The organism is Sulfurovum sp. (assembly GCF_036568385.1).
Classification (GTDB): domain Bacteria; phylum Campylobacterota; class Campylobacteria; order Campylobacterales; family Sulfurovaceae; genus Sulfurovum.
In genome coordinates, this window is record NZ_DATCSP010000086.1 from 1 (window position 1) to 25,322 (window position 25,322).

The following is a 25,322-nucleotide window of genomic DNA, read 5'->3' on the forward strand; positions in this document are numbered from 1 at the left end:
TACACGAGTTCCAGTCGTGCGCCTTCGACCACTCGGCCACCTCTCTATCATTTATGGAACGCTTTTTGAACAAAGTTCAACAAAGCTACGCTAACGCTGAGTTATCTTCAGCAGATGGCTCATGTGACTAGTCACATTTTAGTAGATATCTTATGCCCAATAAGCAAAAGTTCGTTTTGAACTATTGTTTGAAAACAAGATATTTGGTTTAACACCCCTCCCCAGATCCCTGCGGCACACAGTAAAGAAAGGTGGGCTGCTACGTTCCCGTCCTGACCCGTTGTCTCTCAGAACCGTTGCACAGGTCTGAAAAGAGGCATGCGAATTTTAGCCAAAGCTAGCTTATATTACTCTTCATCATGGATGACGCTCCATTCATCAAACGGCAGGGCTTCAAAATGCAGTTTTTCTATGGTGTATTCATAGGAATTGGCAACCGTGACAATGGTCACCTTCCTGATGCCGTACTGCTTGTAGAGGGAGAACTTGCTTTGCGATTTGACCCACAGGCTCTCTTCGCTTTCGAACGGTGCAGGTATGATCAGTTCATCTTTGGCGGTGATGTATCCGTGTATCCCCAGTGTCTGTGCCTCGATCCTGTGTTTGATGAGCGACAAGGCCACCATCGCTTCAAACTGTACGATGAAGGGTTGCCCTAGGGTGAGGTATTTGGCAAAGGCAAAGTCAAAGAGCAGCATCTTTTTCCCGGACTTCTGGTGCCTGTCTTCCATGAACAGCACCAGTTTCTCTTCGGTAAAGTGTTTCATCGTCTTATAGAGCCAGTCCTTGGAGACCTTGAAATGTTCTTTGGCAAACATATAGATCTGATGTATCGTGAGGTGCTTGGTATGATGCTGGGCCAGAACAAGAAGCAGTTTCTGTTCATTTTCGTTGAAAGAGCTTTGGAAAAAGTTTTTCATGGCCAGGAGAGGTGTTTTCTGTGATCTGGCGACCAGAGGCAGGGTACCGGCACGCAAAAAGTGGTTGAACCCGCTGCTTGGTGCGGTGCTGGACTTGAAGGCAAGAAACTCTTCATAGTCTAAAGGAAAAAGCTCAACGGGATGAAGAGCCGGATCGTGAAGAGGCATACGCGAAAGCACGATCAGCTTGTGCACATTGGGAAAGGAGGGGAGGTATCCCTCTGTATAATGGTCGAGTATCAGCAGAGTGATGCCTTCACGGTCTATATACTGCTGCAGCGAAAGTGCTGAGATCGACTGGAAGATGAGGTTGGGGTCCTCCAGGTCTATATAAAGCGTCGTCTCTGCATCCTCCTCTTGCATCAGGTCGAAGATGATAGTGCTTTTACCTGCGCCGCGCACGCCATAGAGGTTAATGTCTTCTCCCTCAGGCAATTGGCATTTTCTGGGGATATAGTTCTCGGTCTGATAACGTTGATTTTGAAAATATTCAAGCAGTTGCATGGAGACACCTTCTAATAATTCCTTTTTATAAGGAAACATTTTTGAATATTGTAGCGTTTTTAGGCTAAATAGTATTGCACCTTTCAAAAAGTTTGGGTATAATTCGCGTTCCTAAATTTATGTTAGGGGGGTAAAACCCCGTGTGTAGGCACCTAAGCTAACGAGTTCTTTAAAGGGTAAATATGGAAAAAATTAGATTGAAGCTTAAAGCTTATGATCATCGTGTTCTAGACAGATCAGTTGCTGCTATTATTGATGCAGTTAAACGTACAGGAGCAGAGATTAGAGGGCCAATTCCAATGCCAACTAAACTCAAGCGTTATACTGTTCTTAAATCTCCGCACGTCAATAAAGACGCACGTGAGCAATTTGAGATCAGAATTCATGGAAGAATGATCGACATCGTTTCGGCTACTTCAGATACTATTGATTCACTTATGAAGCTGGATCTGGCACCTGAAATCGAAGTTGAAATCAGATCAATGGACAAGTAGGAGTAGAGAATGGAATTTATTATAGAAAAAATTGGTATGAGCAGAACTGTTGATGTACCAAGTGTTCCAGTTACACTTCTAAAAGTCGTTGAGGCGAAAGTTTGTGAAGTGAGAGAAGACGGAAAAGCACTTGTAGCGTATAACTCAAGCAAAAAACTCAATAAGAGCATCGAAGGTCAGCAGACCAAGTTCGGTATCTCCAAAGAGTTTAACAAATTCATGACGATCAACGTAGCAGAAGGTACTGAAGCGGGTGATCTTGATCCGGCAGCATTGGCGGAAGCGACTGTGGTAAAAACATCTTTAGACACTAAAGGTAGAGGTTTCCAGGGTGGTATGAAACGTCACGGATTCGGCGGTGGACCAGCATCACACGGACACAGATTCGGTAGAAGAATCGGTTCGATCGGTAACGCAGAGTGGCCAGGACGTGTACAAAAAGGTAGAAAAATGCCTGGACAATACGGTAACACGCAAGTGACTGTAAAAAATGACGTACTGTCATTTGATGCTGAAAACGGTATCTTAGTATTAAAAGGTTCAATTCCTGGTCACAATGGGGCTAGAGGATTGGTAAGGATAGTCAAATAATGAAAACAACAGTAATTAAAACAACAGACCTTCCACAGGCATTTTTGGAAGTTCACCCACATAACCTTTACCTTTACTGTAAAGCGTATGCGGCTGGACTTAGAGCAAATACGGCTCAGACTAAAACCAGAGCACAAGTGAGCGGTGGCGGTAAAAAACCATGGGCACAAAAAGGCGGCGGTCGTGCAAGAGCAGGATCGATCACCTCTCCTGTATTTGTTGGCGGTGGTGTTGCATTCGGACCAAGCACCAACAAAAACTATAATCAAAAGGTAAACAAAAAGCAGAAGAAGCTTGCACTCTATCATGCATTGGCAGAGTTGGCAGCGAATGAAAGACTTTTTGTTGTGGACAACATCACTGTAGAGTCAGGTAAAACAAAAGATGCTGTGGCATTTGTGAACGGACTTGAGCAGAGAGATGTGCTTGTAGTGAAGGAGATGATAGACGATAAGACTTTCTTGGCGTTTAGAAACCTCAAGAACGCATACCTTATTGAATCAAATGAGCTTAATGCTTATCTTGCGGCTGCGTATCACTCGATCGTGATGGAAAAAGCTGTATTTGACAAATTGACGAAAGAGGCTTAAGATGGCAGATATTACAGATATTAAATCAATTATGTATACAGAGAAGAGTTTGTCTCTTCAAGAAGATGGTGTCATCGTAGTTCAGACAACTCCAAGAATGACTAAAAACGGTCTTAAAGAAGTGTTTAAAGAGTTCTTCGGGATCAACCCACTTAGAGTAAACTCAATGAGAGTGAACGGTAAAGTGAAAAGATTTAGAGGTGTTGAAGGAAAAAGACCAGACTTGAAAAAGTTCTATGTGAAGCTTCCTGAAGACGCGAAAATCGAAAGTTTAGCGGTATAAGGATAGAAGATGGCAATTAAAACATATAAACCAACCACACCTTCACGTCGTTATATGACTAACCTTGACAGCGGTGACATCACTGCTAAAGCAAGCGTTAGAGCACTACTTAAAAATCTTCCGAGATCTGCAGGTAGAAACAGTAACGGTAGAATCACTTCTCGCCACAGAGAAGCAGGTGCTAAAAAACTATATAGAATCATAGATTTTAAAAGAAACAAATTCAACATTGAAGGTACGGTATCCACTGTTGAGTACGATCCGTACAGAAACTGTAGAATTTGTCTTGTCAAATATGTTGACGGTGACAGAAGATATATACTTCAGCCAAAAGGCCTTAACGTAGGCGATAAGGTAATGTCAGCTGAGTCAGGTCTTGACATCAAGACCGGTAACACCATGAAGCTGATCAACATCCCTGTGGGTACTTTGGTGCACAACATCGAACTGAACCCAGGTCACGGTGGGCAGATCGCACGTTCAGCGGGTGGTTATGCACAGATCATGGGTAGAGACGGAAAGTACGTTTCACTTAGACTTCCATCAGGTGAAATGAGATATGTACTTGGTCAATGTCTGGCAACGATCGGTACCGTAGGTAACGAAGATTTCGCCAATATCGTTATCGGTAAAGCAGGTAGAAGCAGACACCTTGGTATCAGACCACAGACACGTGGTTCTGCGATGAACCCTATCGATCACCCACACGGTGGTGGTGAAGGTAAGACAAACTCTGGTCGTCATCCGGTATCTCCATGGGGTACTCCGGCTAAAGGGTTTAAAACGCGTAAGAAAAAAGCTAGTGATAAGTTAATTATCTCTAAGCGTAAAAAGTAAGGGGCATAAGATATGGCAAGATCGACAAAAAAAGGTCCATTCATCGATGGTCACCTAATGAAAAAAGTGCTTAAAGCAAAAGAAGAAGGCTCTAACAAGCCTATTAAAACATGGTCAAGAAGATCTGTAATATTCCCAGAGTTTATCGGATTGACGATCAATGTACACAATGGTAGACAATTTGTACCAGTATTCATCACAGAAAACCACGTAGGGTATAAACTGGGTGAATTCGCACCAACAAGAACATTCAAGGGCCACAAAGGTTCTGTTCAGAAGAAGGTAGGTTAATTATGAGTAGAGCATTATTAAGATTCGCAAGAGTTTCACCTACTAAAGCTAGACTGATCGCTAGAGAAGTACAGGGTATGAACGCAGAACTTGCACTTGCAGCGCTAGAATTCATGCCAAACAAGGCAGCGGGTATCGTTTCAAAAGTGATCGCATCAGCGGTTGCTAACGGTGACTTTGAACCAGAGGAAGTGGTGATCACTTCTTGTAGAGTAGACAAGGCAGCGGTAATGAAAAGATGGAGACCGAGAGCTAGAGGTACAGCTTCTAGAATCATTAAACCAACAGCGCACATTCTTGTTGAAGTTGGTGTAGCTGAAAAAACTGGGGAGGACGCATAATATGGGTCAAAAAGTAAATCCTATAGGTCTTAGACTTGGAATCAACAGAAACTGGGAATCAAGATGGTTCCCGGCTAAAGGTAGAGCACCTGAATTTATCGCTGAAGATTACAAGATCAGAAAATACCTTAAAAAAGAACTTTTCTATGCGGGTGTATCTAACATCATCATCGAAAGAACAGTGAAAAAACTGAGAGTGAACATCGTGACTGCTAGACCTGGTATCATCATTGGTAAAAAAGGTGCAGATATCGAGAACCTCAAAGCGACACTTATCAAGATGCTTGGTAAAGATGTAGCGATCAACATCAAAGAAGAGAAACGTCCTCAGGCTTCAGGTCAATTGGCTGCAGAAAATGTTGCTACACAACTTGAGAGAAGGGTTGCATTTAGACGTGCAATGAAAAAAGTGATCCAGGGTGCGCTTAAATCAGGCGCAAAAGGGATCAAGATCTCTGTATCAGGACGTCTTGGCGGTGCTGAGATGGCAAGAACTGAGTGGTATCTGGAAGGAAGAGTTCCTCTTCATACACTCAGAGCGAAGATCGATTACGGTTTTGCAGAAGCACACACGACATACGGAATCATTGGTATTAAAGTGTGGATCTTCAAAGGTGAAGTACTTGCTAAAGGTATTCAGGCAGAGCCAAAAGAAGAGAAAAAAGAAGGTCGCAGACCATCTAGAAAAAGAGGTGAATAATTATGTTAATGCCTAAAAGAACAAAATTCAGAAAAGTGATGAAAGGCCGTAACCGCGGAAAAGCTTTCAGAGGTAACAAAATTGAATTTGGTGATATCGCGATCAAAGCCGTTGAAGGCGGTAGAATCGATTCTAGACAGATCGAAGCTGCGCGTATTACCATGACAAGAAAGATCTCTAGAACAGGTAAGACCTGGATCAGAGTTTTCCCTGACAAGCCATTGACTGCTAAACCTCTTGAAACAAGAATGGGTAAAGGTAAAGGTGGCGTGGATAAATGGGTTATGAACATTAAGCCAGGTAGAATCATTTTTGAAATGGCCGGAGTTGAAGAGTCACTTGCTAGAGCCGCTTTAACACTTGCTATTCACAAAATGCCATTTAAGTGTAAAATCATCACTTTAAAGGATAGTAATGAACTATATTGATTTAAAAGATAAAAGTGAAGCAGAGCTTAGAGAGATGCTTAAAGAGAAAAAACTTGAACTGTTTACATTGAACGCAAAGCAAAAAACAATGCAGCTCACAAACACTTCTGAGTTAAGAGTAGCGAAAAAAGATATCGCAAGAATCCAGACAGCACTAACTGCTGCTAGATCGAAGTAAGGGGTCATATATGCCAAAAAGACAAATAACAGGTACTGTGATTAAAAAGGCTGGAGACAAAACTGCAACTGTACTGGTTGAGAGAAGAGTACTTCACCCAAGATATCATAAAACAGTAAAAAGATTTAAAAAATATCTTATTCATGATGAGAAGAACGATATCAATGTTGGAGATACAGTAAGCGCTATCGAGTGTAGACCGTTATCTAAAACAAAAAGCTTCAGACTTCTTGAAATCGTGAAGAGAGGAGAGCTGTAATGATCCAAGGTTTTACTAGACTAAATGTAGCAGACAACTCTGGTGCGAAAGAGATCATGTGTATCAAGGTTCTTGGTGGATCTAAAAGAAGATACGCATCTGTAGGTGACGTGATCGTCGCTTCTGTGAAGAAAGCGCTTCCAACCGGAAAAGTAAAAAAAGGTAAAGTGGTTAAAGCAGTCGTGGTCAGAACGAAAAAAGAGATCCAGAGAGAAAATGGTTCACTGATCAGATTTGACGACAATGCAGCAGTAATCATCGATGACAAAAGAGAACCGATAGGTACACGTATCTTTGGTCCTGTAAGTCGTGAAACAAGATATGCAGGTTTTATGAAGATCGTATCACTTGCACCGGAGGTATGGTAATGGCTAAAACATTCAAGATCAAAAAAGGTGACCAGGTAATGGTTATCGCTGGTGACGACAAAGGTACAGTTGGAGAAGTGCTTCAGGTACTTACTAAAAAAGATGCAGTCATCGTTGCAGGTTGCAAAACAGCTAAAAAAGCTGTCAAACCAAGCGAAGAAAATAAAGAGGGTGGATTTGCGAGCAAAGAAATGCCGATCCATATCTCAAACGTAAAAAAAGTAGAGGGTTAATCCTATGAGTAGAATGAAGCAAAAGTACAATGACATCGTTCCTGCGCTCAGAGAAGAGTGCGGGATTACAAACCCGATGCAGACTCCGAAGCTTGAAAAGATAGTTATCTCTGTTGGTGCCGGTGAAGAAGGTAAGGATACGAAACTTATCCAGAACATGGCAGACACCATCTCTCTTATCGCTGGTCAAAAAGCAGTGATCGTCAATGCAAAAAAATCAGTTGCTGGTTTTAAAGCGAGAGAGGGTTCTCCAACGGGTATCAGAGTAACACTAAGAGGTGAAAATATGTATAACTTCTTTGACAAACTCGTATCTATCGCTCTTCCAAGAGTGAAAGACTTCAGAGGAACACCAAGAAAAGGTTTTGACGGACGCGGTAACTATAACTTCGGTCTTCAAGAGCAGTTGATGTTCCCGGAAGTTCTATTTGATGATATTATTAAGACACACGGTATGAATATTACGATCGTAACAAGTACTGAAGATGATAAAGAAGGGTTCATGCTTTTAGAAAAACTTGGTATGCCTTTCGCAAAAGGGAGAACTAATGGCTAAGAAATCAATGATAGCTAAGCAGAAGAGAAAACCAAAATTCTCTACGCAGGCATATACAAGATGTAACATTTGTGGTAGACCTCACTCAGTATACAGAGACTTCGGTATTTGTCGTGTGTGTTTAAGAAAAATGGCCAATGAAGGCCTTATCCCTGGTATGCGTAAAGCAAGCTGGTAAGGAGAAGAAAAGATGATGACAGACATAATTGCAGACTCTCTTACTCGTATAAGAAACGCTGCGCAAAGAAGACTAGAGGTAACAACACTTCTTCACTCGAATGTAATTGAAGCAACGGTAGCTATTTTTGTAGACAAAGGGTACCTTGAGAGTTACAAAGTGAAAGAAGACGGAAACAAAAAAACAATTAAAGTAGTTCTTAAATATGATGAGAACGAAAAAAGCGTGATCAATGAGATCAAAAAGATCTCTAAGCCTGGTAGACGTGTTCACCAAGGCAAAGCTGAGATTAGAACATTTAAAAACGGTTACGGTACTTTGGTGGTTTCAACAAGCCAAGGTGTGATTGCTAATGATGAAGCGTACAAACGTGGAATCGGCGGTGAAGTAATCTGTAGTATTTGGTAAGGAATAAAGATGTCAAGAATAGGAAAAAGACCAGTAACTGTGGCAAGTGGTATTGAGGTATCACTAGACGGTACGACTCTCGTGGCTAAAAAGGGCAATCTTGAAAAAAGACTTGAAACTCATGGAAGAGTTGGGATCAGTATTGATGGTTCGGAAGTGACTTTTGAGAGAATAGGTGACGAAAAACAAGATGCAGCGTTCTGGGGAACATACAGAGCACTCTTCAACAACATTATTGTTGGCCTTGATCAAGGGTATACTAAATCTCTAGAGATCAATGGTGTTGGTTACAGAGCATCAGTTCAAGGTAAGGTACTGAATCTTCAACTCGGTTACTCACATGATATCAATTATGATATCCCTGAGGGACTAGAGATCACAGTTGAAAAAAACGTGATCACAGTCAAGGGTACAGATAAGCAGGCCGTAGGTCAAGCAGCTGCTGAGATTAGAGAATTCAGACCACCAGAGCCTTACAAAGGTAAAGGTGTGAAGTATACTGATGAAGTGATCATCAGAAAAGCTGGTAAAGCAGCTGGTAAGTAAGGAGCGGTAGATGTTAAAAAGTATTCAAAAAAGAAAAAATAAACTTCGCGCTCAGAGAAAAGCAAGAGTAAGAGGTAAGATCTTTGGTTCTGAAACAATGCCAAGATTGACAGTATACAAGTCAAACAAATACTTCTATGCGCAGGCTATCAATGATGCTGCAGGTACTACACTTGCTGCTGTCGATGGTAGAAAACTTGGTCTGAAAGCAAACCAGGAAGATGTAAAAAAGATAGCTGCAGAGATGGCTAAAAACCTTGCTTCTAAAAACATTGAAACTGTTGTTTTCGACAGAAATGGTTACCTTTACCACGGTGTTGTTGCATCATTCGCTGATGCACTTAGAGAAGCCGGAATCAAGTTTTAAGGACACATGATGGAAAATAACGAAATTGAAAAAGAATTTGAAGAAGTAATCGTAAATATCGGTCGTGTTACTAAAGTTGTAAAGGGTGGTAGAAGATTCAGATTTACTGCGCTTGTAGTGATTGGTGACAAAAATGGTACAGTGGGATACGGATTTGGTAAAGCCAAAGAAGTACCTGATGCGATTAAGAAAGCGGTTGATGATGCTCACAAGAACCTTGTGAAAGTAAACATTAAAGGTACGACTATCGCTCATGATATCGAGCACAAGTTCAACGCAAGTAGAATCGTGCTTAGACCAGCGAGTGAAGGTACAGGTGTGATCGCCGGTGGTGCTGCCAGACCAGTACTTGAACTTGCAGGAATTCAAGATGTTCTTAGCAAGTCTATCGGGTCTAACAATCCAAACAACCTAGTAAGAGCAACCGTTCAAGCGCTTACTAGAATTAAAGCGTAAGGGGTAAAGTATGGGTTTACATAATTTACAGCCTGCGCCAGGATCAACGAGAAACAGAAAAAGAGTTGGTCGTGGTCAAGGTTCAGGAACAGGTAAAACATCTGGTAGAGGTCAAAAAGGTCAAAAGGCAAGATCTGGTTACAAAGCCAAAAGAGGTTTTGAAGGTGGACAGCAGCCACTTTACAAAAGATTGCCTAAGGTCGGGTTTACTTCTAGAATAGAAAAGCCATATGTGATCAATGTAGAAAAGATCAAAGCAATCGCTGAACTTTCTGAGATTACACTTGAGAGTATCAAGTCAGTACATAAATTACAAAAAAATGTAACGAAAGTGAAGTTGATTGGTGTGGGTGCAAAAGATCTTGCATCTAAAATCAAAGACGACGCTGTTACAACAAGCGGAAAATAATTATGGGCAATGCTTTAACTCAAAAAATCCTTATCACACTGGGATTCCTTTTTGCGTACAGAGTTTTAGCCTATATCCCAACTCCAGGTGTTGATTTGAATGTGATCAAAGAGTTCTTTGACAGCAATTCAAACAATGCCCTTGGGCTAATGAATATGTTCTCCGGTAATGCCGTTGAACGTTTGAGTATCATCTCTCTAGGTATCATGCCTTATATTACTGCTTCCATCGTGATGGAACTTCTTGCAGCTACTTTCCCAGCACTTGGCCAAATGAAAAAAGAACGTGACGGTATGCAAAAATATATGCAGATCATTCGTTACTTTACTATTTTTATTACGGTAGTACAAGCGATCGGTGTCTCCTTGGGACTTCAAAGTATGACCGGAAGAGCGGGACAGAGTGCAGTGATGATCGATCCGATGATGTTCACCATCATTACGACCTTCTCGATGCTGGCAGGTACGATGCTGTTGATGTGGATCGGTGAACAGATCACGCAAAAAGGTATCGGAAACGGTATCTCGTTGATCATCTTTGCCGGTATCGTCTCAGGACTGCCATCAGCGATCGGTAACACGGTAAGAGCGGTGAACGCTGGTGAGATGAACTTCCTGGTCGTACTTGGTATCCTGGCGATCATGCTGATCACCATCCTAGCTATCATCTATGTGGAACTGGGTGAGAGAAGAGTGCCTATCTCTTACTCAAGAAAAACGATCATGCAGAACCAGACAAAGAGAGTGATGAACTATATTCCTGTAAAGGTGAACCTTTCAGGGGTGATCCCTCCGATCTTCGCTTCTGCGGTATTGATGTTCCCTCTGACCATGCTCCAGTCGAGCACAACGCCATTCCTTATGGCGATCGCTGACTCGCTGGCACCAGGCGGCATCACCTTCAATGTGGTCACTTTCCTGCTTGTCATGTTCTTTGCATTCTTCTATGCCTCGATCGCATTCAATGCGAAAGACATTTCAGACAATTTGAAAAGACAGGGCGGGTTCATCCCAGGGGTAAGACCGGGTGAACACACGAAAGAATTCTTGAACGAAGTAGCAAGTAGACTGACAGGTTCAGGTGCACTCTATCTTGCGATCATCTCCACGGTGCCATTTATGGTGATCTCGGGAATGGGCGCAAGTTTCTACTTCGGTGGGGTTGCGGTCCTGATCATTGTACAGGTTGCGCTTGACACGATGAGAAAGATCGAAGCACAAAGAACCATGAACCAATACAATACATTGGGCAATGTAGGTCTATAATGGCTATTGCTATCAGAAAACCTGATGAGATCGCCAAGCTCAGAAGAGCTGGCGAGATCGTTGGCAAAACACTCCAATATCTTCAAAAGACAGTAAAACCCGGCATGACACTGAAAGAGATCGATGCTTTAGGCGAAGCCTTTATCCGTGAACACGGTGCCGTACCATCATTCAAGGGACTCTACGGTTTTACCGGTTCGGTCTGTACCTCTTTGAACGAGGTATGTATCCACGGGATACCTACGGACAGAGTGGTGGAAGAGGGTGATATTCTGGGATTGGATATCGGAACAAAACTCGACGGCTATTTCGGTGATGCAGCGATCACTATGGGAGTAGGCAAGATCAGTGCTGAAGATGAAGCGTTGATCGAATGCTCCAGGGGTGCGCTCTATCATGCGATAGCATCCATAAAAGAAGGTATGCGCTTTAAAGAAGTCACTAAAATTCTTGAAGACTACATTACGGAAGCAGGCTATGTGCCATTACGCGATTACTGCGGCCATGGTATCGGTACAAAACCACATGATGAACCCAATATCCCCAATTATCTTGAGGGTAAATCCAATCAGGGCCCTAAAATTAAAAACGGTATGGTCTTCTGTCTGGAACCGATGGTCTGTCAAAAAAGTGGAAAACCTGTCCTGCTGGAGGATAATTGGTCCGTTATCAGTGAGGACCAGCTGAGAACCAGCCACTATGAACACGAAGTTGCCATAGTGGACGGCAAGGCTGTCATCTTGACTGAAGCGTAAGTTTCGTGAGATATGAAAGTACAAAGCAGAAAATTCATAAAGGAATACAATGGCTAAAGATGATGTAATAGAAATTGACGGTAAAGTGGTTGAAGCATTGCCAAATGCTACGTTTAGAGTGGAATTGGATAATGGACATATTGTACTTTGTCACATCGCCGGCAAAATGAGAATGCACTACATCAAGATCCTCCCGGGGGACAAGGTAAAAGTGGAACTGACACCTTACAGTCTCGACAAAGGGCGTATCACATTCAGATACAAATAGGACGGAATATTTTCCGCTCCTTCCTGCATCCGGCACGCGCTGCCGATGCAAACATTCTTCCAACCCCCATCCATCACTCCTTATAATATAAGAAATCCTTAATAAAACTTTCGGTATAATCCCCATCCCTAAAACAATTAGGTTTATAGGAAACTGCGCGAAGAATCTTTGATTAAGTTGCACCGATTACTCAAGGGTTGGATTATGATACTTCAGTAATCCACGCAAACAAAGAATGTTTTTGAAACACTCTAGGTGCAAATATATCGTAGGAGTAACCAATGAAGGTTAGACCATCAGTTAAAAAGATGTGTGATGATTGTAAGGTCATTAAACGCAAGGGTATCGTACGCGTGATTTGTAAAAATCCAAAACATAAACAGAGACAAGGATAAACATGGCACGTATTGCAGGTGTTGATTTACCACAGAAAAAAAGAATAGAGTATGCACTGACTTACATTTATGGTATTGGCCTAAAGACATCAAGAGATATTCTTGACAGAACAGGTGTGGACTATAACAAAAGAGTGCATGAGCTTACAGATGCTGAAGCAGCAACGATCCGTAACGATATTCAAGAGAATGTTATGGTGGAAGGTGATCTTAGAAAGAAAGTAACCTTGGATATTAAAGCACTTATGGACTTAGGTTCTTATAGAGGTCTTAGACACAGAAGAGGACTTCCTGTTCGTGGACAAAGTACTAAGACAAATGCGCGTACTAGAAAAGGTAAGCGTAAAACTGTCGGCGCGGCATAAGGAGTAACATAGATGGCTAAGAAAAAAGCGAAAAAAAGTATTGCTAAAGGTATTGTATACGTAGCTGCAACCTTCAATAACACTGTGATCACAGTGACTGACGAAATGGGAAATGTTATCTCTTGGAGCAGTGCGGGTTCACTGGGTTTCAAAGGTTCTAAGAAATCGACTCCGTTTGCAGCGACAGAAGCTGTAGCAGATGCGATGACAAAAGCAATGGAGAACGGTATCAAAGAAGTAGGGATCAAGGTTCAAGGTCCTGGTTCTGGTAGAGATACTGCAGTTAAAGCAATTGGTGCAACCGAAGGTATTCGTGTAACTTTCTTGAAAGATATTACACCGCTTCCACACAATGGTTGTAGACCACCGAAGAAGAGAAGGGTATAACATGGCAAGATATAGAGGTCCGGTTGAAAGACTAGAAAGAAGACTTGGTGTTGATCTTGGATTGAAAGGTGAGAGAAGACTTGCTGGTAAATCTGCATTGGAAAAAAGACCATATGCTCCAGGACAACATGGACAAAGAAGAGCAAAGATCAGTGAATACGGTCTTCAGCTTCAAGAGAAGCAGAAAGCTAAATTCATGTATGGTGTAAGTGAAAAACAATTTAGAACACTTTACAAAGAAGCGAACTCAAAAGAGGGGAATACAGGTGCGATCCTTATCCAACTTCTTGAGCAGAGACTTGACAACGTGGTATATAGAATGGGATTCGCTACGACGAGAGCGTCAGCAAGACAATTTGTAAACCACGGACATGTACTGGTTGACGGGAAAAGAGTAGACATCCCTTCTTTCAGAGTAAAAGCAGGTCAAAAAGTTGAGATCAGAGAAAAAAGCAAAACGAATCCTCAGATCGTTAGAGCTATCGAACTTACTAACCAAACTGGTATGGTAGAGTGGGTTGATGTAGACAAAGAAAAACTTTTTGGAATATTCACAAGAATTCCAGAAAGAGAAGAAATCGCAATTCCGGTTGAAGAACGTCTAATCGTTGAGCTATACTCTAAATAATACATACATAAGTAAAGGCTAATAATGAGAAAAATCAAAGTTGCACCATTTATGCCGACAGAGGTTGAAGTAAACGAAATAAGCGCAAACCGTGCAGAGATCGTTGCTTACCCTTTTGAGAGTGGTTATGCTGTTACTCTCGCACACCCGCTTAGAAGACTTATTTTGGGTTCTTCTATCGGATATGCACCTATTTCAGTGAAGATAGAAGGTGCTGCACATGAGTTTGATAACATCAGAGGAATGCATGAAGATGTGGCTGTGTTCATTATCAACCTCAAGAACATTCGTTTTAAGATCAAAGACGAAAGTGACAGAGTTGAATTGAAATACAGTTTCTCGGGTCACAAAGAAGTGACGGCGCAGGACCTTAACAATGATCAGATCGAAGTAGTGAATGGTGATCTGCCACTTGCAACACTGAATGAAGATGCGGTACTCAACTTTACCGTAGTTATCTCTAAAGGTATCGGTTATGTGCCAAGTGAAGACCTTAGGGATGAAGTAGACGGTGACAGTATCGCACTGGATGCCTTCTTTACTCCTGTAAGAAGAGCGAACTATAAGATAGACAATGTACTGGTTGAAGACAATCCTAACTTTGAGAAGATCATCTTCGACATTGAAACAGATGGTCAGATCGGTTCGGTTGAGGCATTCAGCAATGCGCTGGAGGTTATGAACAAGCAGCTTTCTGTGTTCAATACGGTACTGGACCTGGATATTTCAGCAGCACCGGTGAAAAGAAACAGTGATGACAGCGAACTGAAACCTTTTATGCAAACAGTGGACAGTCTGGGACTTAGTGCAAGATCATTTAACTCACTCGACAGAGCGGGTATCAAATTCCTCGGCGAATTGGTACTGATGAGCGAAAATGAGATCAAGAACATCAAAAATCTTGGTAAGAAATCGTTGGATGAGATCTCTGAATGTCTCGTTGAACACGGATATGGTCCGGATTTTGAACTTTCAGATGCGATGAGAGTCAATCTTGTAAAGAAAATAGAGCAACTTAAAGTATAGTTGTATCTTTAGTGAGAGAATTATTTGAGGCCCGGCTTTCAAATAAGGAGACTCAATAATAAAAAAGGAATATTATGAGACATAAGCATGGTTACCGTAAATTAAATAGAACGTCTTCTCATAGAGCGGCGCTTCTTAAAAACCTTTCTATTGCTTTGACAAAAGAGGGTAGAATTGAAACTACATTGCCAAAAGCCAAAGAGCTTAGAGCGTACTTTGAGAAGTTGATCACAAAAGCTTCTTCTGGTGATTTTAATGCACACAGAGCAATCTTTGCAATGTTACAGCACAAAGAGTGCACCAACACACTTGTGAACGAGATCGCACCTAAATATGCTGACAGAAACGGTGGATACACAAGAATTATAAAAACACGTATGAGAAAAGGTGATTCTGCACCTATGGCAATTATCGAATTGGTATAATTCGTCTGCCTCTCTCACTTCAGTATTTCAAGGCTCTGCCTTGGGTACTTCCCCTAAAATCCCCATTTATATATTGACAAAGAAATCTATTTAGTGTATAACCTATCATAAGAACATAGGACAAAAAGATTTTACTATGATTTCGTTATAATACATTATATATCATGCTTCGAACCAGAGGCATCAGAAGGAGATACATTGTTACCATTTTCAGACGAAGAGCTGCAGCCAGCCGTAATGAGCGTAATCGAGAAGGTAAGACCTTCCATCAAACTTGACGGTGGGGATATCCAACTGCTTGACATCAAGGACGGGAAAGTCTATGTACAGCTTCAGGGCGCGTGTGTCGGGTGCGGAAGTTCCGGTACAACCATCAAATTTGGTGTAGAGAGACAGATGCAGACATTGATACACCCTGAGATCACAGTGATCAATGTACCTGCAGGATTTGAAGATAAATTGGATCAATTAGGTTAAAATGAATAAGAAAAATCAAGATTTATTGCTTCAAAGAGCCGAACATGAGTTCCTGAAGGGGGACTATGCCAATGCGCTTAGAAGTTACGGGTTGATCTTGAAAGACTATCCTACTTTGGATGAGGCAAGGGTCGGCGTAGTTCTGAGCGATCTGGGCAGTGACAGCGAAGAAGAGGCACAGGCACTGTTTGACTACTATCAGATGATCAAGAGCGAAAAAGAAAATGCCGTAGATATCATAGACGGACTGATCGAGAACCTGGACAGTACAAAACACAAGCTGCAGGAGCTGCTGGTCTCGCCTTGGGAAGAAGAGGTGGAGTACAGTGACGGGATACGCTACAGTGACTTCTTGGCATTGGTAGAGAGCAGAGGCAGCTTCAAAAAAACGTTTGAGGATATCATGTTCTCGACCAAGGTCGTCATCACCGATAAGGAAGAGTTCATCGATTTTGTGACGAAGCTTGCGGATGAAGGTTTTGATGAGATGGCACTGGGGTACCTGGATGCTTCCGTGAACCTGTTCGGCAACGACCAGGACATTTTGGCCCTTTACCATGTGGTGAGAGGGAACAAATAGTGAAACTGGATTTCCAGAAAGAGAGATATCTCTTTTTAACGGATGATACGGGCAAGCTTGACAAAGACACGCTTTTCTTAAAGACCGCACAAAACAGTGTCTATTATGAAAAGCTGTCTCCAAAACCTGCGGCGATCTCCGTTCAAGAACTGATCGACCATTGGGAACTGGCGCCTATGAAGGTGGTGGGTGTGACAGGGACCAATGGAAAAACGACGGTCACCGCAGCGATCTACTCTTTTTTGCTGGACCTGGGTGAGAAGCCGGCGTTGCAGGGGACACGGGGGCTGTTCGCACAGGATGACCGTATCGAAGAGAAGAGCATGACAACGCCTTCGATCCTGGAAACCCTTCACAATATGAAGCAGACGAGGGACCTGGGATGCAACTACTTCATCATGGAAGTGAGCTCCCATGCGATACACCAAGAGCGTATCGAGGGACTGAAGTTCGCGCTCAAAGTGCATACCAATGTCACTTCCGACCATTTGGACTATCATGGAACCGTAGAAGAGTACAGACGTGTCAAGAGTCTTTTCTTTGCGGACGAGTCACCCAAGCTGCTGAACAAGGATGACATCAAAAACATCACCTACAATCCCGTAGGCGCACAGAGCTACGGTGTCGATGAACCGGCGACCTTTAAAGTACAGGCCTTTTCATTGATCAACGGTATTACAGCGGGGATCAGGTATCTAAAGGAAGAAGCGACCTTTCACTCCCCTATGGTCGGGCTTTTCAATCTCTTCAACCTAATGGCAGCCATAGGCGCGGTGCAAATGCTGACAGGCAGAAGCATCAAAGAGATCTGCGAAGTGGTCGAGTATTTTGCCGGTGTGTCGGGTCGTATGGAGGTCGTGAGCCGTGATCCGCTGGTGATCGTGGATTTCGCCCATACGGCCGACGGCATGTACCAGGTCCTTGAAGCGATGAAGGACAGAGACATTTCGGTGGTCTTTGGTGCGGGAGGCAACAGGGACAGAGAGAAACGTCCCCGCATGGGAGCCGTGGCAGGCAGATACGCGAACAAGATCTATGTGACCAGTGACAACCCGAGAGATGAAGTCCCTGAGATGATACTGGAAGATATACTGGTGGGGCTTCACGGAAAAGAAAACGTCACGGCTACCCCGGACAGAAGATTGGCGATAAAGATGGCCCTGGATGCGCTTGAAAAAGATGAAGTCTTGCTGATACTGGGCAAAGGGGACGAAGACTATCAGGAGATCAAAGGGGTAAAGCACCACTTTGATGACCGTGAGGTCGTACGTCAACTTTTGAGCGAACAGCTGGAAACCAGCGGGTAGCACGTAGGTTTCGTTCGCTTGAATGTGCGTAGTAATCGAGGCAACTGTAACGGATTTAATCTGTGATTAAGTAAATCGGAGTAAAATACTCTTAATTAAATTTAAAGGAAATATCATGCTAAACAGTGGAAACCAACCAGCGTTCTATATTTTTAAGTGTCAGCAGTCTGCACCTCCGGGGATGCCAAAGCCTTCTTGTGTAAAGGCGGATGATCCAGAGTCGCAACAGCTTTTTCAGCACCTTTCTCAGTCTTTGATGATGAAAGGTATCATCGGAACGGTCACACCGGTACAGACAGGGTGTCTTAGCCGTTGTCAGCAGGGTCCTGTCATGCTTGTAGAGCCGGGACATACGATGTACGTAGGTTTGACAAAAGAGAAGATAGACAGAATTATCGATGAGCATATCATCGGCGGGAAAGTGGTGGAAGAGTATGTGATCCCTGCTGAAGTATGGGGAGAACCTATCGATCCTGCAAGTATAGCGCGCTAATTCTCTGCCTTTTTTACTCCAGCTGCACGCCGTCCGTGCAGCTTCTCAATTTCCCCACAATTTCAGTATAATATAGATATAGAGGGGATTTTGGTATAATCCCAGAAATTTTAAAGAAACACATAGGAATAATTATGAACATTACAATGCTTTATTCTAAAATACATAGAGCTACCGTAACAGATGCAAATTTAAATTATGTAGGCTCTATTACTATTGATCAAGAACTTTTAGATGCGGCAAATATGCGTGTAGGTCAGAAGATCGATATCGTGAATGTCAATAACGGTGAGCGTTTTTCTACCTATATCATCCCCGGCGAAGCAGGCAAGAGAGATATCTGTCTGAACGGTGCAGCAGCCAGAAAAGTGCACAAAGGTGACAAGATCATCATCATTGCCTATGCAGAGATGACAGAGGCTGAAGCGGACACCCATAAACCAAAGATCGTTATCCTCGATGATGACAACAGTATCGCTGAAGAGTTCGAGGGGTTGGAATAATGTTCGAAGGCTTGGATTTCTCCAACATGGGGAAGCTGATGGAGCAGATGCAGGAAAAGGCCAAAGAGATAGAGGAACAGGCTAAGAACATACAGTTCACTGCGAAAGCCGGCGGAGGCCTTATTGAGCTTACTGCCAATGGCGCGGGTGAAGTGATAGACCTGACGATCGATGATTCTCTGCTTGAAGACAAGGAATCCCTGCAGATACTGCTTATCTCAGCGATGAACGATGTCAATAAAATGATAGAGGACAATAAAAAGTCCCAGGCAATGGGTATGATGGGCGGAATGAACCCGTTCGGGTCTTAAGCGTAGTTAGCGGTTTTTATCTACAAGGTAGTTGAACTCTTTTGAGTTCTTCAGTTTTACGATCATTTTAGAAGTGACTGAGTGTTTTCCTTCTCTCTTCACTGCTTTTTGAAGCATGCTGCTTATTTTCATCTTTTCTCCTTTCCTTCAATTTTTTCTCTCATACAGTTTTTTCTCTTATGAGATAGATAATGGTATATTATAAGTATTACAGAGTGGTAACGGCAATATACGCTATAAAATTACATCTCACCTGTACATATTGTTACATACGTATAGACAGCCCCTCCTTTTCATACCCTATTGAATGTAACCATACTGTAATCAATTTGTAATCAAATTGTTATAAACTTTCGTAACAACACCAATAAGGAATTTCAGGAATGAAAAAGATCATACTATCAATGGCCGCAATAGCGACAGTCGTGATGGCTGATGGGGACGTCGTCACACCAAATGAACGAATAGCAGAAGTGAAAAGTACAACTCCAGTACCAGTAGCCAAAAAAAGCTTTTTAGACAGAATTCACTTCAAAGGTGACTTGCGGGTAAGGTATGAAAGTAAAGAGACTGACTATTATGATGGTACTGAAAGTAATAAGTACCTTGGTCGATATCGTTTAAGACTAGGCTCAAACATTGATATTACAGATAATCTTCACTTTGATATTGGCATGAGAAGTGGTTTTGGTAACCCAACTTCAGGTAACCAAACGTTTGCTGAGGCGAATAAGGATACTGAAGCTCTGTCAGACTACTTTTTCCAGTCGCTTAGATTTCATGTTTTAGGTATTACATATACATCCGGCAACTCTACTTGGAAAGTAGGTAGACAGGAATATTTGATGTATAGACCTATTAAGTCACAGCTTGTTTGGGATAATGATATTTCAATGAACGGAGTGAACTACCAGTATCAAGATGATACAAAGATAATCACTGTAGGTATTAACCAGCCAACTTATGCAGAAAATGTTACTGCCAGGGATGATGTCAATCTCTTTTTGGGACAATACGTGCACAAAACAAAATTAGAATTTGCACAACTTAATTTAGGTACTGGTTTCTACTATTATGACGGTATCGAAGGGAACACGGCTTTTTATGACAGTGGCAGATTGGGCAACACCTTAATCGATGGTATCTATGCCAATGATTATCATATCGTAGAGGGATTTGGAGAACTCAAGTTCAAAGATGTGCTTGGCAAACCATTTGCAATAGCTGCTGGCGTAGCATATAACACGGCCGCAGATGACAATAACTTCGGGTATGATATAGGGCTTCAACTTGGTAAGGCTAAAGAAGTTGGTGATTGGCAAGTAAAATACTCTTATACAGACATAGAAGAAGATGCGGTACTGGGTGCACACTCTGACTCAGATAACTTCGGTGGAGGTACTGCAGCCAAAGGTCATGCTATCAGGGGACAATACAAATTTGGTAAAAACACATATCTTGCCGGTACTTACTTCATCAATCAATTCTATGCAGGTAAAATTGATGACAAACCAGGAGCAGATTACGAGCGTGTGCAGTTAGACGCAATTATTAAATTCTAGTCCAAAATATCATCTAAACTCCTAAGGATGGGCAAAAATGCCCGTCTTGCCTCCTTTCATACACGCTTTTCATTCTTTACTGCAACAGACATTACTTTAATTACAGTTTGGTAACAAAAATGTAATACTTTTTATCTATAATCTCGTCATTAATACAGTTTATGAAGGAATGAAAATGAACAACCTATTCAAAATGGTCCTTGGTGCAGGGTTTGCGATAGCAGCAGCTTTTTATGCAAACAGCATTATGGGACAAGCGACACACGGAGGCTTTTTGGTACTCGCAGCCGTATTTGGTGCTTATATGGCGATGAACATTGGTGCGAACGACGTAGCGAATAACGTAGGACCTGCTGTAGGGTCTGGTGCATTGACCATCGGAGGGGCTATATTCATTGCGTCCATCTTTGAGGCAGGTGGTGCACTTATCGCCGGTGGAGATGTGGTCGGTACGATTAAAAAAGGTATTATCTCTCCGAATGCATTTGGGAACGATCCTATGCTTTTTGTCTATGGTATGTCTGCCGCACTCCTTGCTGCAGCACTATGGTTGAACCTTGCCACATGGCTTAAAGCTCCGGTATCAACGACACACTCTATCGTTGGAGGTGTACTTGGTGGTGGTATCGCTGCAGGTGGTTTTGCCATTGTATCCTGGGGGACAATGGGAACGATCGCAGCTTCATGGGTGATATCGCCTGTGCTTGGTGGGGTCATTGCCGCTATTTTCCTCTATATCATCAAGTCACAGATCGTTTATAAAGAAGATAAACTCTCAGCAGCCAGAAAGGTCGTACCTATTCTTGTCGCGATCATGGCAGGGGCATTTATTACCTATCTTACGCTTAAAGGGGTTAAAAAGATCTGGCCTCAGATCGTAGAGATAGTGAGCTTTTTACCGCAAACGGAAAAACCTTCTTTTACGATAGCACTTATCTTTGGGGCAATCGGTGCGGTGATCACCTATTTCATTGTGAAGCCTAGGGTTGTCAAAAAGATCGTGGGGCTGGATGGAAGTAGAACATCGATCAACGTGCTTTTCACTATCCCGCTTATCTTTGCTGCAGCACTTTTAAGTTTCGCCCACGGCGCGAACGACGTTGCCAATGCCGTAGGACCTTTGGCTGCAGTCAATGATGCGTTGACCACTTTGGCCGTTTCCGAAAAAGCATCTATTCCTTTATGGGTCATGGTTGTCGGTGGTCTGGGTATCTCTATAGGTCTTGCACTTTTTGGCCCGAGGCTTATTAGAACAGTGGGATCCGAGATCACGGATCTTGATCAGATGAGAGCATTTTCCATTATGATGGCTGCGGCTATCACCGTGGTCATCGCTTCCCAGCTGGGATTACCGGTTTCTTCTACACATATTGCTGTGGGTGCGATCTTTGGGGTTGGTTTCCTGAGAGAGTGGCTTGACAGTAAAGATATGAGCGTGAAGCAGGAGAAGCTTCATGCCGAAGTAGAAAAACATAGGGTGCTTAAGAGTGAACTTGCGGAATTAAAAACAGAAGAAGACTATAAAAAGCAGGTAGAGTTGATAGAAGCGATCAAGGTGCAAAAGAAAAAGGTAAAAAGCATTAAACGTGCTTTGCGTGAAAACTATGTGAAGCGCGGTATGGTGAAAAAGATCATCGCAGCATGGGTGATCACTGTTCCTGCGGCGGCTGGACTTTCTGCTGTTATTTTCTACATACTGAAAGGTGTAGCGAGCTAAGTCCAGGATCATCTACAGTATTTTCCTACGCAAAGCAGCGTATCACTTTAACGCGGGCATGACTGCCCGCGCCACTTCCAGCAAACCCTCCCAGACCCTATTCCTGTAATCAAAATGTTATCAATATATACTATGCTACAGTATGCAAAATTCAGAGATAGAAATTGTCGTTATTGAAGACGAACCAGATATTTTAGAGCTTCTCGAGTATCATCTTGAAAAAGAGGGCTACACTGTTACAGGGTTCCTGTCTACCGAAAAAGTAGAACAGTTCTTAGAAGAAGAGAACCCTATGCTTATGATCATAGACAGAAACCTGCCTGGTGTAGAGGGAAGTGAATTTGTTTCAAGGATACGGGATCTGGGGTACGACATACCCGTGCTGTTTCTTACAGCAAGAGACAAAGAGAGCGACCTGATAGAAGGTTTCGACTCCGGCGGCGATGACTATATGACCAAACCTTTCAGCAGCAAAGAACTGCTTGTAAGGATCAAGGCCTTGCTGAAACGAAGCGGTATCACATCCGGGAATAAAATAAAATACAGAGACCTTGTACTTGACCTACAGAAAAGAGAGCTCTTTATCGATAATATGAGTATAGATCTGACCAATCTGGAATTTAAACTGCTGCTTACCTTTGTCAAGAACCCACATAAACCGCTGGATAGAGACTTTTTGCGTGATGAGGTTTGGGGTGATGACAGTGTCAACTTTCATGATAAAACGATCAATGTAGCCATGAACAGACTCAAAAAGAAGATAGACCCTGAATCCAAGAAAGCCTATTTTGCTCCTGTATGGGGTGTGGGTTATAAATTGCTCTAAAAATATTTCTATTTTTTACGTGTCTGCTGTCCGTATCTTGACATTACCTGTGTAAAAAGTAATCTTTACTAAAACTTCAACCATCATTTTTACTGCCTTTAGCATCATATATTACCCGTACATTTTTAAGCCTTGTGAAACTTTGGTACCAGCATATATCATGTAACCAAACTGTATACAACCTGTTGTCATTGTGTTATACCCCTTCGTTAAAGTTACGCTGTCAAAAAAACAAAAAGGGATACAACATGACACAAACAAAACTTTTACTTTCGGTTGCAGCAGCATCAGTACTTGCACTTAACGGATGTGGCGGAGGAGGAGATTCCACTCCTCCACCTACTGATGATACAGTTTATGAAGTAAGACAGGTAGAGGATCTTAAAACAGCAGTTGATGCTATTGGATCATCAACTATTGGAGCAACTACTACAGGTGATCTAAGTTACACAGGTAAAACTAAAGAAGTTTTACCTGCAAATATTACGTCGGACTTGACACTAACTACCAATAAGATATGGATTATTGAAGGTTTGGTCACTGTTACAAATGGTGCAACATTAACTATACCTGCTGGGACACTTTTAGCTGGTAGAATTGGAACAGGAGATAATACTAGTTATTTGGTTATCGATAAAGGTGCAAAAATAGATGCACAAGGTACAGCGACAAGCCCTATCATCTTCACATCAGAAGTAGCAGTTGACGGTAACGCTCCAGCACCAGGTCAATGGGGTGGGGTAACACTCATTGGAAATGCAGCCAATGACCAAGTAGGAGCATATGAAGCAAACACTGCTTTTGTACCAGGATATACAAATCCAGCAGATAACTCAGGAACAATGACACATGTAAAAGTACTTAATACAGGTATCGCGATCCGTGAAAATGAAGAAGTGAACGGATTGAGTTTTGTGGGTGTAGGCTCTGGAACAACGATCAGTGACATTACGGTTGAAAATGCTAGCGATGATGGTATTGAACTCTGGGGTGGTACTGTAAACTTATCAAATCTAACTATCGTGAATGCGCTTGATGATTCATTTGACATCGATGACGGATATTCCGGAACAGTGACCAATCTTACGATCAATAACATCGCGGGTAAAGCTGGAGTGGAGATGTCTGGTACGACTCACGCAACATTTAATGGTTTCAACATTGAAATCGGATCAGCACAAGAGGGAGAAGGTGGTATTTACTTCAAAAAAGATGGTATCGGTGGGTTCTTCTCTAATGGTACGATCACACATAATGCTCTAAATAGTGATGGAGCGCTTCATTCTGAAGGTGCTGCAGATTCAGATAATATTTCTTTTGATAATGTCGTACTTACAGGAAACAGCGAATACAAGATCACAGGAGATTCAGCAGAAATTCTTCACACATTATTCAATGGTGGTAATTAAGCCTAGGACTTTTAGACAAGCAAAAATATTGCTTGTCTAAACTGCGTTATAGTATCCATTTCTACTCCTTCTCACTAATTTTATATGTTACCAATTTGTTATAAGTGCTTGATATGATTCCACAAAATTGTAAATATTCTAGTGTTTGCATAATTTAAGGACAATATATGAAACTTTCACACATCGCATTAAGTACGCTTCTTACAAGTTCCATGACACTCACAGGGTGTATAGATCAAGGTAAAGACTACCCTAATCAAGTCTATATTTATAGTGGAGACCCTGAAGATCCAGGGGATGATCCAGGGACAGGTTCGGATTTGGAGAGAAAAACGATTCCAAATGATATCACCAGTGATACAACATTGGATGCAAATTTTGTATGGATCATTGATGGACTAGTGACAGTTCATGCAGGTGCAACCCTTACTATCGAGCCTGGTACGATCATCGCCGGTAAAGCCGGTACAGGAGATAATACCAGTTATTTGGTTGTTGATAAAGATGCCCAAATAAGAGCTATTGGTACAGCAACAAGTCCTATTACTTTCACATCAGAGATCGCAGTTGACGGCGGGACTGGTGCAGCAGGTCAATGGGGTGGGGTAACGCTCATTGGTAATGCGGCCAACTCAGAGGTGACTGCTTACGAAGCAAACACAGCTTTTGTACCAGGATATAATGAC

42 protein-coding genes and 1 other RNA gene are annotated in these 25,322 nt (G+C 42.4%); 40 read left to right on the plus strand and 3 right to left on the minus strand.

The window, feature by feature from the left end:
- Positions 1-215 precede the first annotated feature (215 nt).
- Together ffs and VIM88_RS09175 are read right to left on the minus strand one after the other, a co-directional pair.
- Positions 216-313, minus strand: an RNA gene (ffs, locus tag VIM88_RS09170) — signal recognition particle sRNA small type.
- 34 nt (positions 314-347) lie between these two features.
- Complete coding sequence (locus VIM88_RS09175) at positions 348-1,424, minus strand: AAA family ATPase (RefSeq protein WP_331862590.1); 1,077 nt, start codon at positions 1,422-1,424, stop codon at positions 348-350.
- Between the two features lie 182 nt (positions 1,425-1,606).
- Between VIM88_RS09175 and rpsJ the strand changes: the two genes are divergently transcribed.
- The 35 genes from rpsJ (at position 1,607) to VIM88_RS09350 (ending at position 19,122) form a co-directional block, all read left to right on the plus strand.
- On the plus strand, positions 1,607-1,918 hold the full coding sequence (gene rpsJ / locus VIM88_RS09180) for a 30S ribosomal protein S10 (protein WP_223891937.1): 312 nt from the start codon (positions 1,607-1,609) through the stop codon (positions 1,916-1,918).
- 9 nt (positions 1,919-1,927) lie between these two features.
- The gene (gene rplC, locus VIM88_RS09185; RefSeq protein WP_331862591.1) at positions 1,928-2,509 is read left to right on the plus strand and encodes a 50S ribosomal protein L3; all 582 of its coding nucleotides are present in this window, start codon (positions 1,928-1,930) and stop codon (positions 2,507-2,509) included.
- Positions 2,509-3,099: a 50S ribosomal protein L4 gene (gene rplD / locus VIM88_RS09190; RefSeq protein WP_331862592.1), complete on the plus strand. Its 591-nt coding sequence runs from the start codon at positions 2,509-2,511 to the stop codon at positions 3,097-3,099. Before rplC ends, rplD begins: the two co-directional genes overlap by 1 nt.
- Before the next feature lies 1 nt (position 3,100).
- On the plus strand, positions 3,101-3,382 hold the full coding sequence (locus VIM88_RS09195; protein WP_331862593.1) for a 50S ribosomal protein L23: 282 nt from the start codon (positions 3,101-3,103) through the stop codon (positions 3,380-3,382).
- A 9-nt stretch (positions 3,383-3,391) separates the two neighbouring features.
- Complete coding sequence (gene rplB, locus VIM88_RS09200) at positions 3,392-4,219, plus strand: 50S ribosomal protein L2 (RefSeq protein WP_331862594.1); 828 nt, start codon at positions 3,392-3,394, stop codon at positions 4,217-4,219.
- Between the two features lie 12 nt (positions 4,220-4,231).
- A complete protein-coding gene (gene rpsS, locus VIM88_RS09205; RefSeq protein ID WP_331862595.1) occupies positions 4,232-4,510 on the plus strand; it encodes a 30S ribosomal protein S19 in 279 nt (92 codons plus the stop codon).
- A gap of 2 nt (positions 4,511-4,512) precedes the next feature.
- The gene (gene rplV / locus VIM88_RS09210) at positions 4,513-4,851 is read left to right on the plus strand and encodes a 50S ribosomal protein L22 (protein ID WP_331862596.1); all 339 of its coding nucleotides are present in this window, start codon (positions 4,513-4,515) and stop codon (positions 4,849-4,851) included.
- A gap of 1 nt (position 4,852) precedes the next feature.
- Positions 4,853-5,551, plus strand: coding sequence for a 30S ribosomal protein S3 (gene rpsC / locus VIM88_RS09215; RefSeq protein WP_331862597.1), 699 nt, complete (start codon positions 4,853-4,855; stop codon positions 5,549-5,551).
- 2 nt (positions 5,552-5,553) lie between these two features.
- Positions 5,554-5,979 (plus strand): 50S ribosomal protein L16, encoded by a 426-nt coding sequence (gene rplP / locus VIM88_RS09220; RefSeq protein WP_331862598.1) that lies wholly within the window; start codon positions 5,554-5,556, stop codon positions 5,977-5,979.
- Positions 5,966-6,157, plus strand: coding sequence for a 50S ribosomal protein L29 (gene rpmC, locus VIM88_RS09225; RefSeq protein WP_331862599.1), 192 nt, complete (start codon positions 5,966-5,968; stop codon positions 6,155-6,157). Before rplP ends, rpmC begins: the two co-directional genes overlap by 14 nt.
- Before the next feature lie 10 nt (positions 6,158-6,167).
- On the plus strand, positions 6,168-6,416 hold the full coding sequence (gene rpsQ, locus VIM88_RS09230) for a 30S ribosomal protein S17 (protein ID WP_331862600.1): 249 nt from the start codon (positions 6,168-6,170) through the stop codon (positions 6,414-6,416).
- Positions 6,416-6,784, plus strand: a complete 369-nt coding sequence (gene rplN, locus VIM88_RS09235; protein WP_008244848.1) for a 50S ribosomal protein L14 — start codon at positions 6,416-6,418, stop codon at positions 6,782-6,784. The genes rpsQ and rplN overlap by 1 nt, the downstream gene beginning before the upstream one ends.
- On the plus strand, positions 6,784-7,017 hold the full coding sequence (rplX, locus tag VIM88_RS09240) for a 50S ribosomal protein L24 (protein WP_331862601.1): 234 nt from the start codon (positions 6,784-6,786) through the stop codon (positions 7,015-7,017). Before rplN ends, rplX begins: the two co-directional genes overlap by 1 nt.
- A 4-nt stretch (positions 7,018-7,021) precedes the next feature.
- Positions 7,022-7,573 (plus strand): 50S ribosomal protein L5, encoded by a 552-nt coding sequence (rplE, locus tag VIM88_RS09245; RefSeq protein ID WP_331862602.1) that lies wholly within the window; start codon positions 7,022-7,024, stop codon positions 7,571-7,573.
- Positions 7,566-7,751, plus strand: a complete 186-nt coding sequence (locus VIM88_RS09250) for a type Z 30S ribosomal protein S14 (protein WP_331862603.1) — start codon at positions 7,566-7,568, stop codon at positions 7,749-7,751. Before rplE ends, VIM88_RS09250 begins: the two co-directional genes overlap by 8 nt.
- Positions 7,752-7,763: 12 nt before the next feature.
- The gene (gene rpsH / locus VIM88_RS09255; protein WP_331862604.1) at positions 7,764-8,159 is read left to right on the plus strand and encodes a 30S ribosomal protein S8; all 396 of its coding nucleotides are present in this window, start codon (positions 7,764-7,766) and stop codon (positions 8,157-8,159) included.
- A gap of 9 nt (positions 8,160-8,168) precedes the next feature.
- A complete protein-coding gene (gene rplF / locus VIM88_RS09260) occupies positions 8,169-8,705 on the plus strand; it encodes a 50S ribosomal protein L6 (RefSeq protein WP_331862605.1) in 537 nt (178 codons plus the stop codon).
- A gap of 10 nt (positions 8,706-8,715) precedes the next feature.
- Positions 8,716-9,072, plus strand: a complete 357-nt coding sequence (rplR, locus tag VIM88_RS09265) for a 50S ribosomal protein L18 (protein ID WP_331862606.1) — start codon at positions 8,716-8,718, stop codon at positions 9,070-9,072.
- A gap of 9 nt (positions 9,073-9,081) precedes the next feature.
- Positions 9,082-9,528 (plus strand): 30S ribosomal protein S5, encoded by a 447-nt coding sequence (rpsE, locus tag VIM88_RS09270; RefSeq protein ID WP_331862607.1) that lies wholly within the window; start codon positions 9,082-9,084, stop codon positions 9,526-9,528.
- A gap of 10 nt (positions 9,529-9,538) precedes the next feature.
- On the plus strand, positions 9,539-9,937 hold the full coding sequence (gene rplO, locus VIM88_RS09275) for a 50S ribosomal protein L15 (protein WP_331862608.1): 399 nt from the start codon (positions 9,539-9,541) through the stop codon (positions 9,935-9,937).
- A gap of 2 nt (positions 9,938-9,939) precedes the next feature.
- Positions 9,940-11,202 (plus strand): preprotein translocase subunit SecY, encoded by a 1,263-nt coding sequence (gene secY / locus VIM88_RS09280; protein ID WP_331862609.1) that lies wholly within the window; start codon positions 9,940-9,942, stop codon positions 11,200-11,202.
- The gene (gene map, locus VIM88_RS09285) at positions 11,202-11,957 is read left to right on the plus strand and encodes a type I methionyl aminopeptidase (protein WP_331862610.1); all 756 of its coding nucleotides are present in this window, start codon (positions 11,202-11,204) and stop codon (positions 11,955-11,957) included. Before secY ends, map begins: the two co-directional genes overlap by 1 nt.
- 49 nt (positions 11,958-12,006) lie before the next feature.
- Complete coding sequence (gene infA / locus VIM88_RS09290) at positions 12,007-12,225, plus strand: translation initiation factor IF-1 (RefSeq protein ID WP_008244832.1); 219 nt, start codon at positions 12,007-12,009, stop codon at positions 12,223-12,225.
- A 281-nt stretch (positions 12,226-12,506) separates the two neighbouring features.
- Positions 12,507-12,620: a 50S ribosomal protein L36 gene (gene rpmJ, locus VIM88_RS09295; protein ID WP_008244830.1), complete on the plus strand. Its 114-nt coding sequence runs from the start codon at positions 12,507-12,509 to the stop codon at positions 12,618-12,620.
- 2 nt (positions 12,621-12,622) lie between these two features.
- The gene (gene rpsM / locus VIM88_RS09300) at positions 12,623-12,985 is read left to right on the plus strand and encodes a 30S ribosomal protein S13 (RefSeq protein ID WP_331862611.1); all 363 of its coding nucleotides are present in this window, start codon (positions 12,623-12,625) and stop codon (positions 12,983-12,985) included.
- Positions 12,986-12,997: 12 nt separating this feature from the next.
- Positions 12,998-13,372 (plus strand): 30S ribosomal protein S11, encoded by a 375-nt coding sequence (gene rpsK / locus VIM88_RS09305; RefSeq protein ID WP_331862612.1) that lies wholly within the window; start codon positions 12,998-13,000, stop codon positions 13,370-13,372.
- 1 nt (position 13,373) lies between these two features.
- A complete protein-coding gene (gene rpsD, locus VIM88_RS09310; RefSeq protein WP_331862613.1) occupies positions 13,374-14,000 on the plus strand; it encodes a 30S ribosomal protein S4 in 627 nt (208 codons plus the stop codon).
- 24 nt (positions 14,001-14,024) lie between these two features.
- Positions 14,025-15,026 (plus strand): DNA-directed RNA polymerase subunit alpha, encoded by a 1,002-nt coding sequence (locus VIM88_RS09315; protein WP_331862614.1) that lies wholly within the window; start codon positions 14,025-14,027, stop codon positions 15,024-15,026.
- Positions 15,027-15,100: 74 nt separating this feature from the next.
- Positions 15,101-15,451 (plus strand): 50S ribosomal protein L17, encoded by a 351-nt coding sequence (gene rplQ / locus VIM88_RS09320; protein ID WP_331862615.1) that lies wholly within the window; start codon positions 15,101-15,103, stop codon positions 15,449-15,451.
- 198 nt (positions 15,452-15,649) lie between these two features.
- Entirely contained in the window at positions 15,650-15,928 is a 279-nt protein-coding gene (locus tag VIM88_RS09325) for a NifU family protein (protein WP_331862616.1), read from the plus strand.
- A gap of 25 nt (positions 15,929-15,953) precedes the next feature.
- Positions 15,954-16,508: a hypothetical protein gene (locus VIM88_RS09330; RefSeq protein ID WP_331862617.1), complete on the plus strand. Its 555-nt coding sequence runs from the start codon at positions 15,954-15,956 to the stop codon at positions 16,506-16,508.
- Positions 16,508-17,815: a UDP-N-acetylmuramoyl-L-alanyl-D-glutamate--2,6-diaminopimelate ligase gene (locus VIM88_RS09335; protein ID WP_331862618.1), complete on the plus strand. Its 1,308-nt coding sequence runs from the start codon at positions 16,508-16,510 to the stop codon at positions 17,813-17,815. The genes VIM88_RS09330 and VIM88_RS09335 overlap by 1 nt, the downstream gene beginning before the upstream one ends.
- Positions 17,816-17,930: 115 nt before the next feature.
- Positions 17,931-18,308: a (2Fe-2S) ferredoxin domain-containing protein gene (locus tag VIM88_RS09340; RefSeq protein ID WP_331862619.1), complete on the plus strand. Its 378-nt coding sequence runs from the start codon at positions 17,931-17,933 to the stop codon at positions 18,306-18,308.
- 134 nt (positions 18,309-18,442) lie between these two features.
- On the plus strand, positions 18,443-18,811 hold the full coding sequence (gene panD / locus VIM88_RS09345) for an aspartate 1-decarboxylase (protein ID WP_331862620.1): 369 nt from the start codon (positions 18,443-18,445) through the stop codon (positions 18,809-18,811).
- Positions 18,811-19,122 (plus strand): YbaB/EbfC family nucleoid-associated protein, encoded by a 312-nt coding sequence (locus VIM88_RS09350; RefSeq protein ID WP_331862621.1) that lies wholly within the window; start codon positions 18,811-18,813, stop codon positions 19,120-19,122. The genes panD and VIM88_RS09350 overlap by 1 nt, the downstream gene beginning before the upstream one ends.
- 6 nt (positions 19,123-19,128) lie before the next feature.
- On the opposite strand, the gene VIM88_RS09355 is transcribed toward VIM88_RS09350, so the two are convergent.
- On the minus strand, positions 19,129-19,254 hold the full coding sequence (locus tag VIM88_RS09355) for a hypothetical protein (RefSeq protein WP_331862622.1): 126 nt from the start codon (positions 19,252-19,254) through the stop codon (positions 19,129-19,131).
- Positions 19,255-19,505: 251 nt separating this feature from the next.
- On the opposite strand from VIM88_RS09355, the gene VIM88_RS09360 reads away from it, so the two are divergent.
- From VIM88_RS09360 to VIM88_RS09380, 5 genes are all read left to right on the plus strand, one after another.
- The gene (locus tag VIM88_RS09360) at positions 19,506-20,684 is read left to right on the plus strand and encodes a putative porin (protein ID WP_331862623.1); all 1,179 of its coding nucleotides are present in this window, start codon (positions 19,506-19,508) and stop codon (positions 20,682-20,684) included.
- Between the two features lie 175 nt (positions 20,685-20,859).
- Positions 20,860-22,401, plus strand: coding sequence for an inorganic phosphate transporter (locus tag VIM88_RS09365; RefSeq protein WP_331862624.1), 1,542 nt, complete (start codon positions 20,860-20,862; stop codon positions 22,399-22,401).
- Positions 22,402-22,543: 142 nt separating this feature from the next.
- Entirely contained in the window at positions 22,544-23,227 is a 684-nt protein-coding gene (locus VIM88_RS09370) for a response regulator transcription factor (protein WP_331862625.1), read from the plus strand.
- A gap of 248 nt (positions 23,228-23,475) precedes the next feature.
- Positions 23,476-24,636 carry a hypothetical protein gene (locus VIM88_RS09375; RefSeq protein WP_331862626.1) on the plus strand — a complete coding sequence of 387 codons (1,161 nt, stop codon included), beginning with the start codon at positions 23,476-23,478 and terminating at the stop codon, positions 24,634-24,636.
- A gap of 167 nt (positions 24,637-24,803) precedes the next feature.
- Positions 24,804-25,322: hypothetical protein (locus VIM88_RS09380; protein WP_331862627.1), on the plus strand; the 519-nt coding region annotated here is incomplete at its 3' end.

Coding starts and splice junctions, on each gene's coding strand:
- VIM88_RS09175 (WP_331862590.1), bottom strand. CDS start 1,424: ATGCAACTGCTTGAATATTTTCAAAATCAACGTTATCAGACCGAGAAC.
- rpsJ (WP_223891937.1), top strand. CDS start 1,607: ATGGAAAAAATTAGATTGAAGCTTAAAGCTTATGATCATCGTGTTCTA.
- rplC (WP_331862591.1), top strand. CDS start 1,928: ATGGAATTTATTATAGAAAAAATTGGTATGAGCAGAACTGTTGATGTA.
- rplD (WP_331862592.1), top strand. CDS start 2,509: ATGAAAACAACAGTAATTAAAACAACAGACCTTCCACAGGCATTTTTG.
- VIM88_RS09195 (WP_331862593.1), top strand. CDS start 3,101: ATGGCAGATATTACAGATATTAAATCAATTATGTATACAGAGAAGAGT.
- rplB (WP_331862594.1), top strand. CDS start 3,392: ATGGCAATTAAAACATATAAACCAACCACACCTTCACGTCGTTATATG.
- rpsS (WP_331862595.1), top strand. CDS start 4,232: ATGGCAAGATCGACAAAAAAAGGTCCATTCATCGATGGTCACCTAATG.
- rplV (WP_331862596.1), top strand. CDS start 4,513: ATGAGTAGAGCATTATTAAGATTCGCAAGAGTTTCACCTACTAAAGCT.
- rpsC (WP_331862597.1), top strand. CDS start 4,853: ATGGGTCAAAAAGTAAATCCTATAGGTCTTAGACTTGGAATCAACAGA.
- rplP (WP_331862598.1), top strand. CDS start 5,554: ATGTTAATGCCTAAAAGAACAAAATTCAGAAAAGTGATGAAAGGCCGT.
- rpmC (WP_331862599.1), top strand. CDS start 5,966: ATGAACTATATTGATTTAAAAGATAAAAGTGAAGCAGAGCTTAGAGAG.
- rpsQ (WP_331862600.1), top strand. CDS start 6,168: ATGCCAAAAAGACAAATAACAGGTACTGTGATTAAAAAGGCTGGAGAC.
- rplN (WP_008244848.1), top strand. CDS start 6,416: ATGATCCAAGGTTTTACTAGACTAAATGTAGCAGACAACTCTGGTGCG.
- rplX (WP_331862601.1), top strand. CDS start 6,784: ATGGCTAAAACATTCAAGATCAAAAAAGGTGACCAGGTAATGGTTATC.
- rplE (WP_331862602.1), top strand. CDS start 7,022: ATGAGTAGAATGAAGCAAAAGTACAATGACATCGTTCCTGCGCTCAGA.
- VIM88_RS09250 (WP_331862603.1), top strand. CDS start 7,566: ATGGCTAAGAAATCAATGATAGCTAAGCAGAAGAGAAAACCAAAATTC.
- rpsH (WP_331862604.1), top strand. CDS start 7,764: ATGATGACAGACATAATTGCAGACTCTCTTACTCGTATAAGAAACGCT.
- rplF (WP_331862605.1), top strand. CDS start 8,169: ATGTCAAGAATAGGAAAAAGACCAGTAACTGTGGCAAGTGGTATTGAG.
- rplR (WP_331862606.1), top strand. CDS start 8,716: ATGTTAAAAAGTATTCAAAAAAGAAAAAATAAACTTCGCGCTCAGAGA.
- rpsE (WP_331862607.1), top strand. CDS start 9,082: ATGGAAAATAACGAAATTGAAAAAGAATTTGAAGAAGTAATCGTAAAT.
- rplO (WP_331862608.1), top strand. CDS start 9,539: ATGGGTTTACATAATTTACAGCCTGCGCCAGGATCAACGAGAAACAGA.
- secY (WP_331862609.1), top strand. CDS start 9,940: ATGGGCAATGCTTTAACTCAAAAAATCCTTATCACACTGGGATTCCTT.
- map (WP_331862610.1), top strand. CDS start 11,202: ATGGCTATTGCTATCAGAAAACCTGATGAGATCGCCAAGCTCAGAAGA.
- infA (WP_008244832.1), top strand. CDS start 12,007: ATGGCTAAAGATGATGTAATAGAAATTGACGGTAAAGTGGTTGAAGCA.
- rpmJ (WP_008244830.1), top strand. CDS start 12,507: ATGAAGGTTAGACCATCAGTTAAAAAGATGTGTGATGATTGTAAGGTC.
- rpsM (WP_331862611.1), top strand. CDS start 12,623: ATGGCACGTATTGCAGGTGTTGATTTACCACAGAAAAAAAGAATAGAG.
- rpsK (WP_331862612.1), top strand. CDS start 12,998: ATGGCTAAGAAAAAAGCGAAAAAAAGTATTGCTAAAGGTATTGTATAC.
- rpsD (WP_331862613.1), top strand. CDS start 13,374: ATGGCAAGATATAGAGGTCCGGTTGAAAGACTAGAAAGAAGACTTGGT.
- VIM88_RS09315 (WP_331862614.1), top strand. CDS start 14,025: ATGAGAAAAATCAAAGTTGCACCATTTATGCCGACAGAGGTTGAAGTA.
- rplQ (WP_331862615.1), top strand. CDS start 15,101: ATGAGACATAAGCATGGTTACCGTAAATTAAATAGAACGTCTTCTCAT.
- VIM88_RS09340 (WP_331862619.1), top strand. CDS start 17,931: ATGCTAAACAGTGGAAACCAACCAGCGTTCTATATTTTTAAGTGTCAG.
- panD (WP_331862620.1), top strand. CDS start 18,443: ATGAACATTACAATGCTTTATTCTAAAATACATAGAGCTACCGTAACA.
- VIM88_RS09350 (WP_331862621.1), top strand. CDS start 18,811: ATGTTCGAAGGCTTGGATTTCTCCAACATGGGGAAGCTGATGGAGCAG.
- VIM88_RS09355 (WP_331862622.1), bottom strand. CDS start 19,254: ATGAAAATAAGCAGCATGCTTCAAAAAGCAGTGAAGAGAGAAGGAAAA.
- VIM88_RS09360 (WP_331862623.1), top strand. CDS start 19,506: ATGAAAAAGATCATACTATCAATGGCCGCAATAGCGACAGTCGTGATG.
- VIM88_RS09365 (WP_331862624.1), top strand. CDS start 20,860: ATGAACAACCTATTCAAAATGGTCCTTGGTGCAGGGTTTGCGATAGCA.
- VIM88_RS09370 (WP_331862625.1), top strand. CDS start 22,544: ATGCAAAATTCAGAGATAGAAATTGTCGTTATTGAAGACGAACCAGAT.
- VIM88_RS09375 (WP_331862626.1), top strand. CDS start 23,476: ATGACACAAACAAAACTTTTACTTTCGGTTGCAGCAGCATCAGTACTT.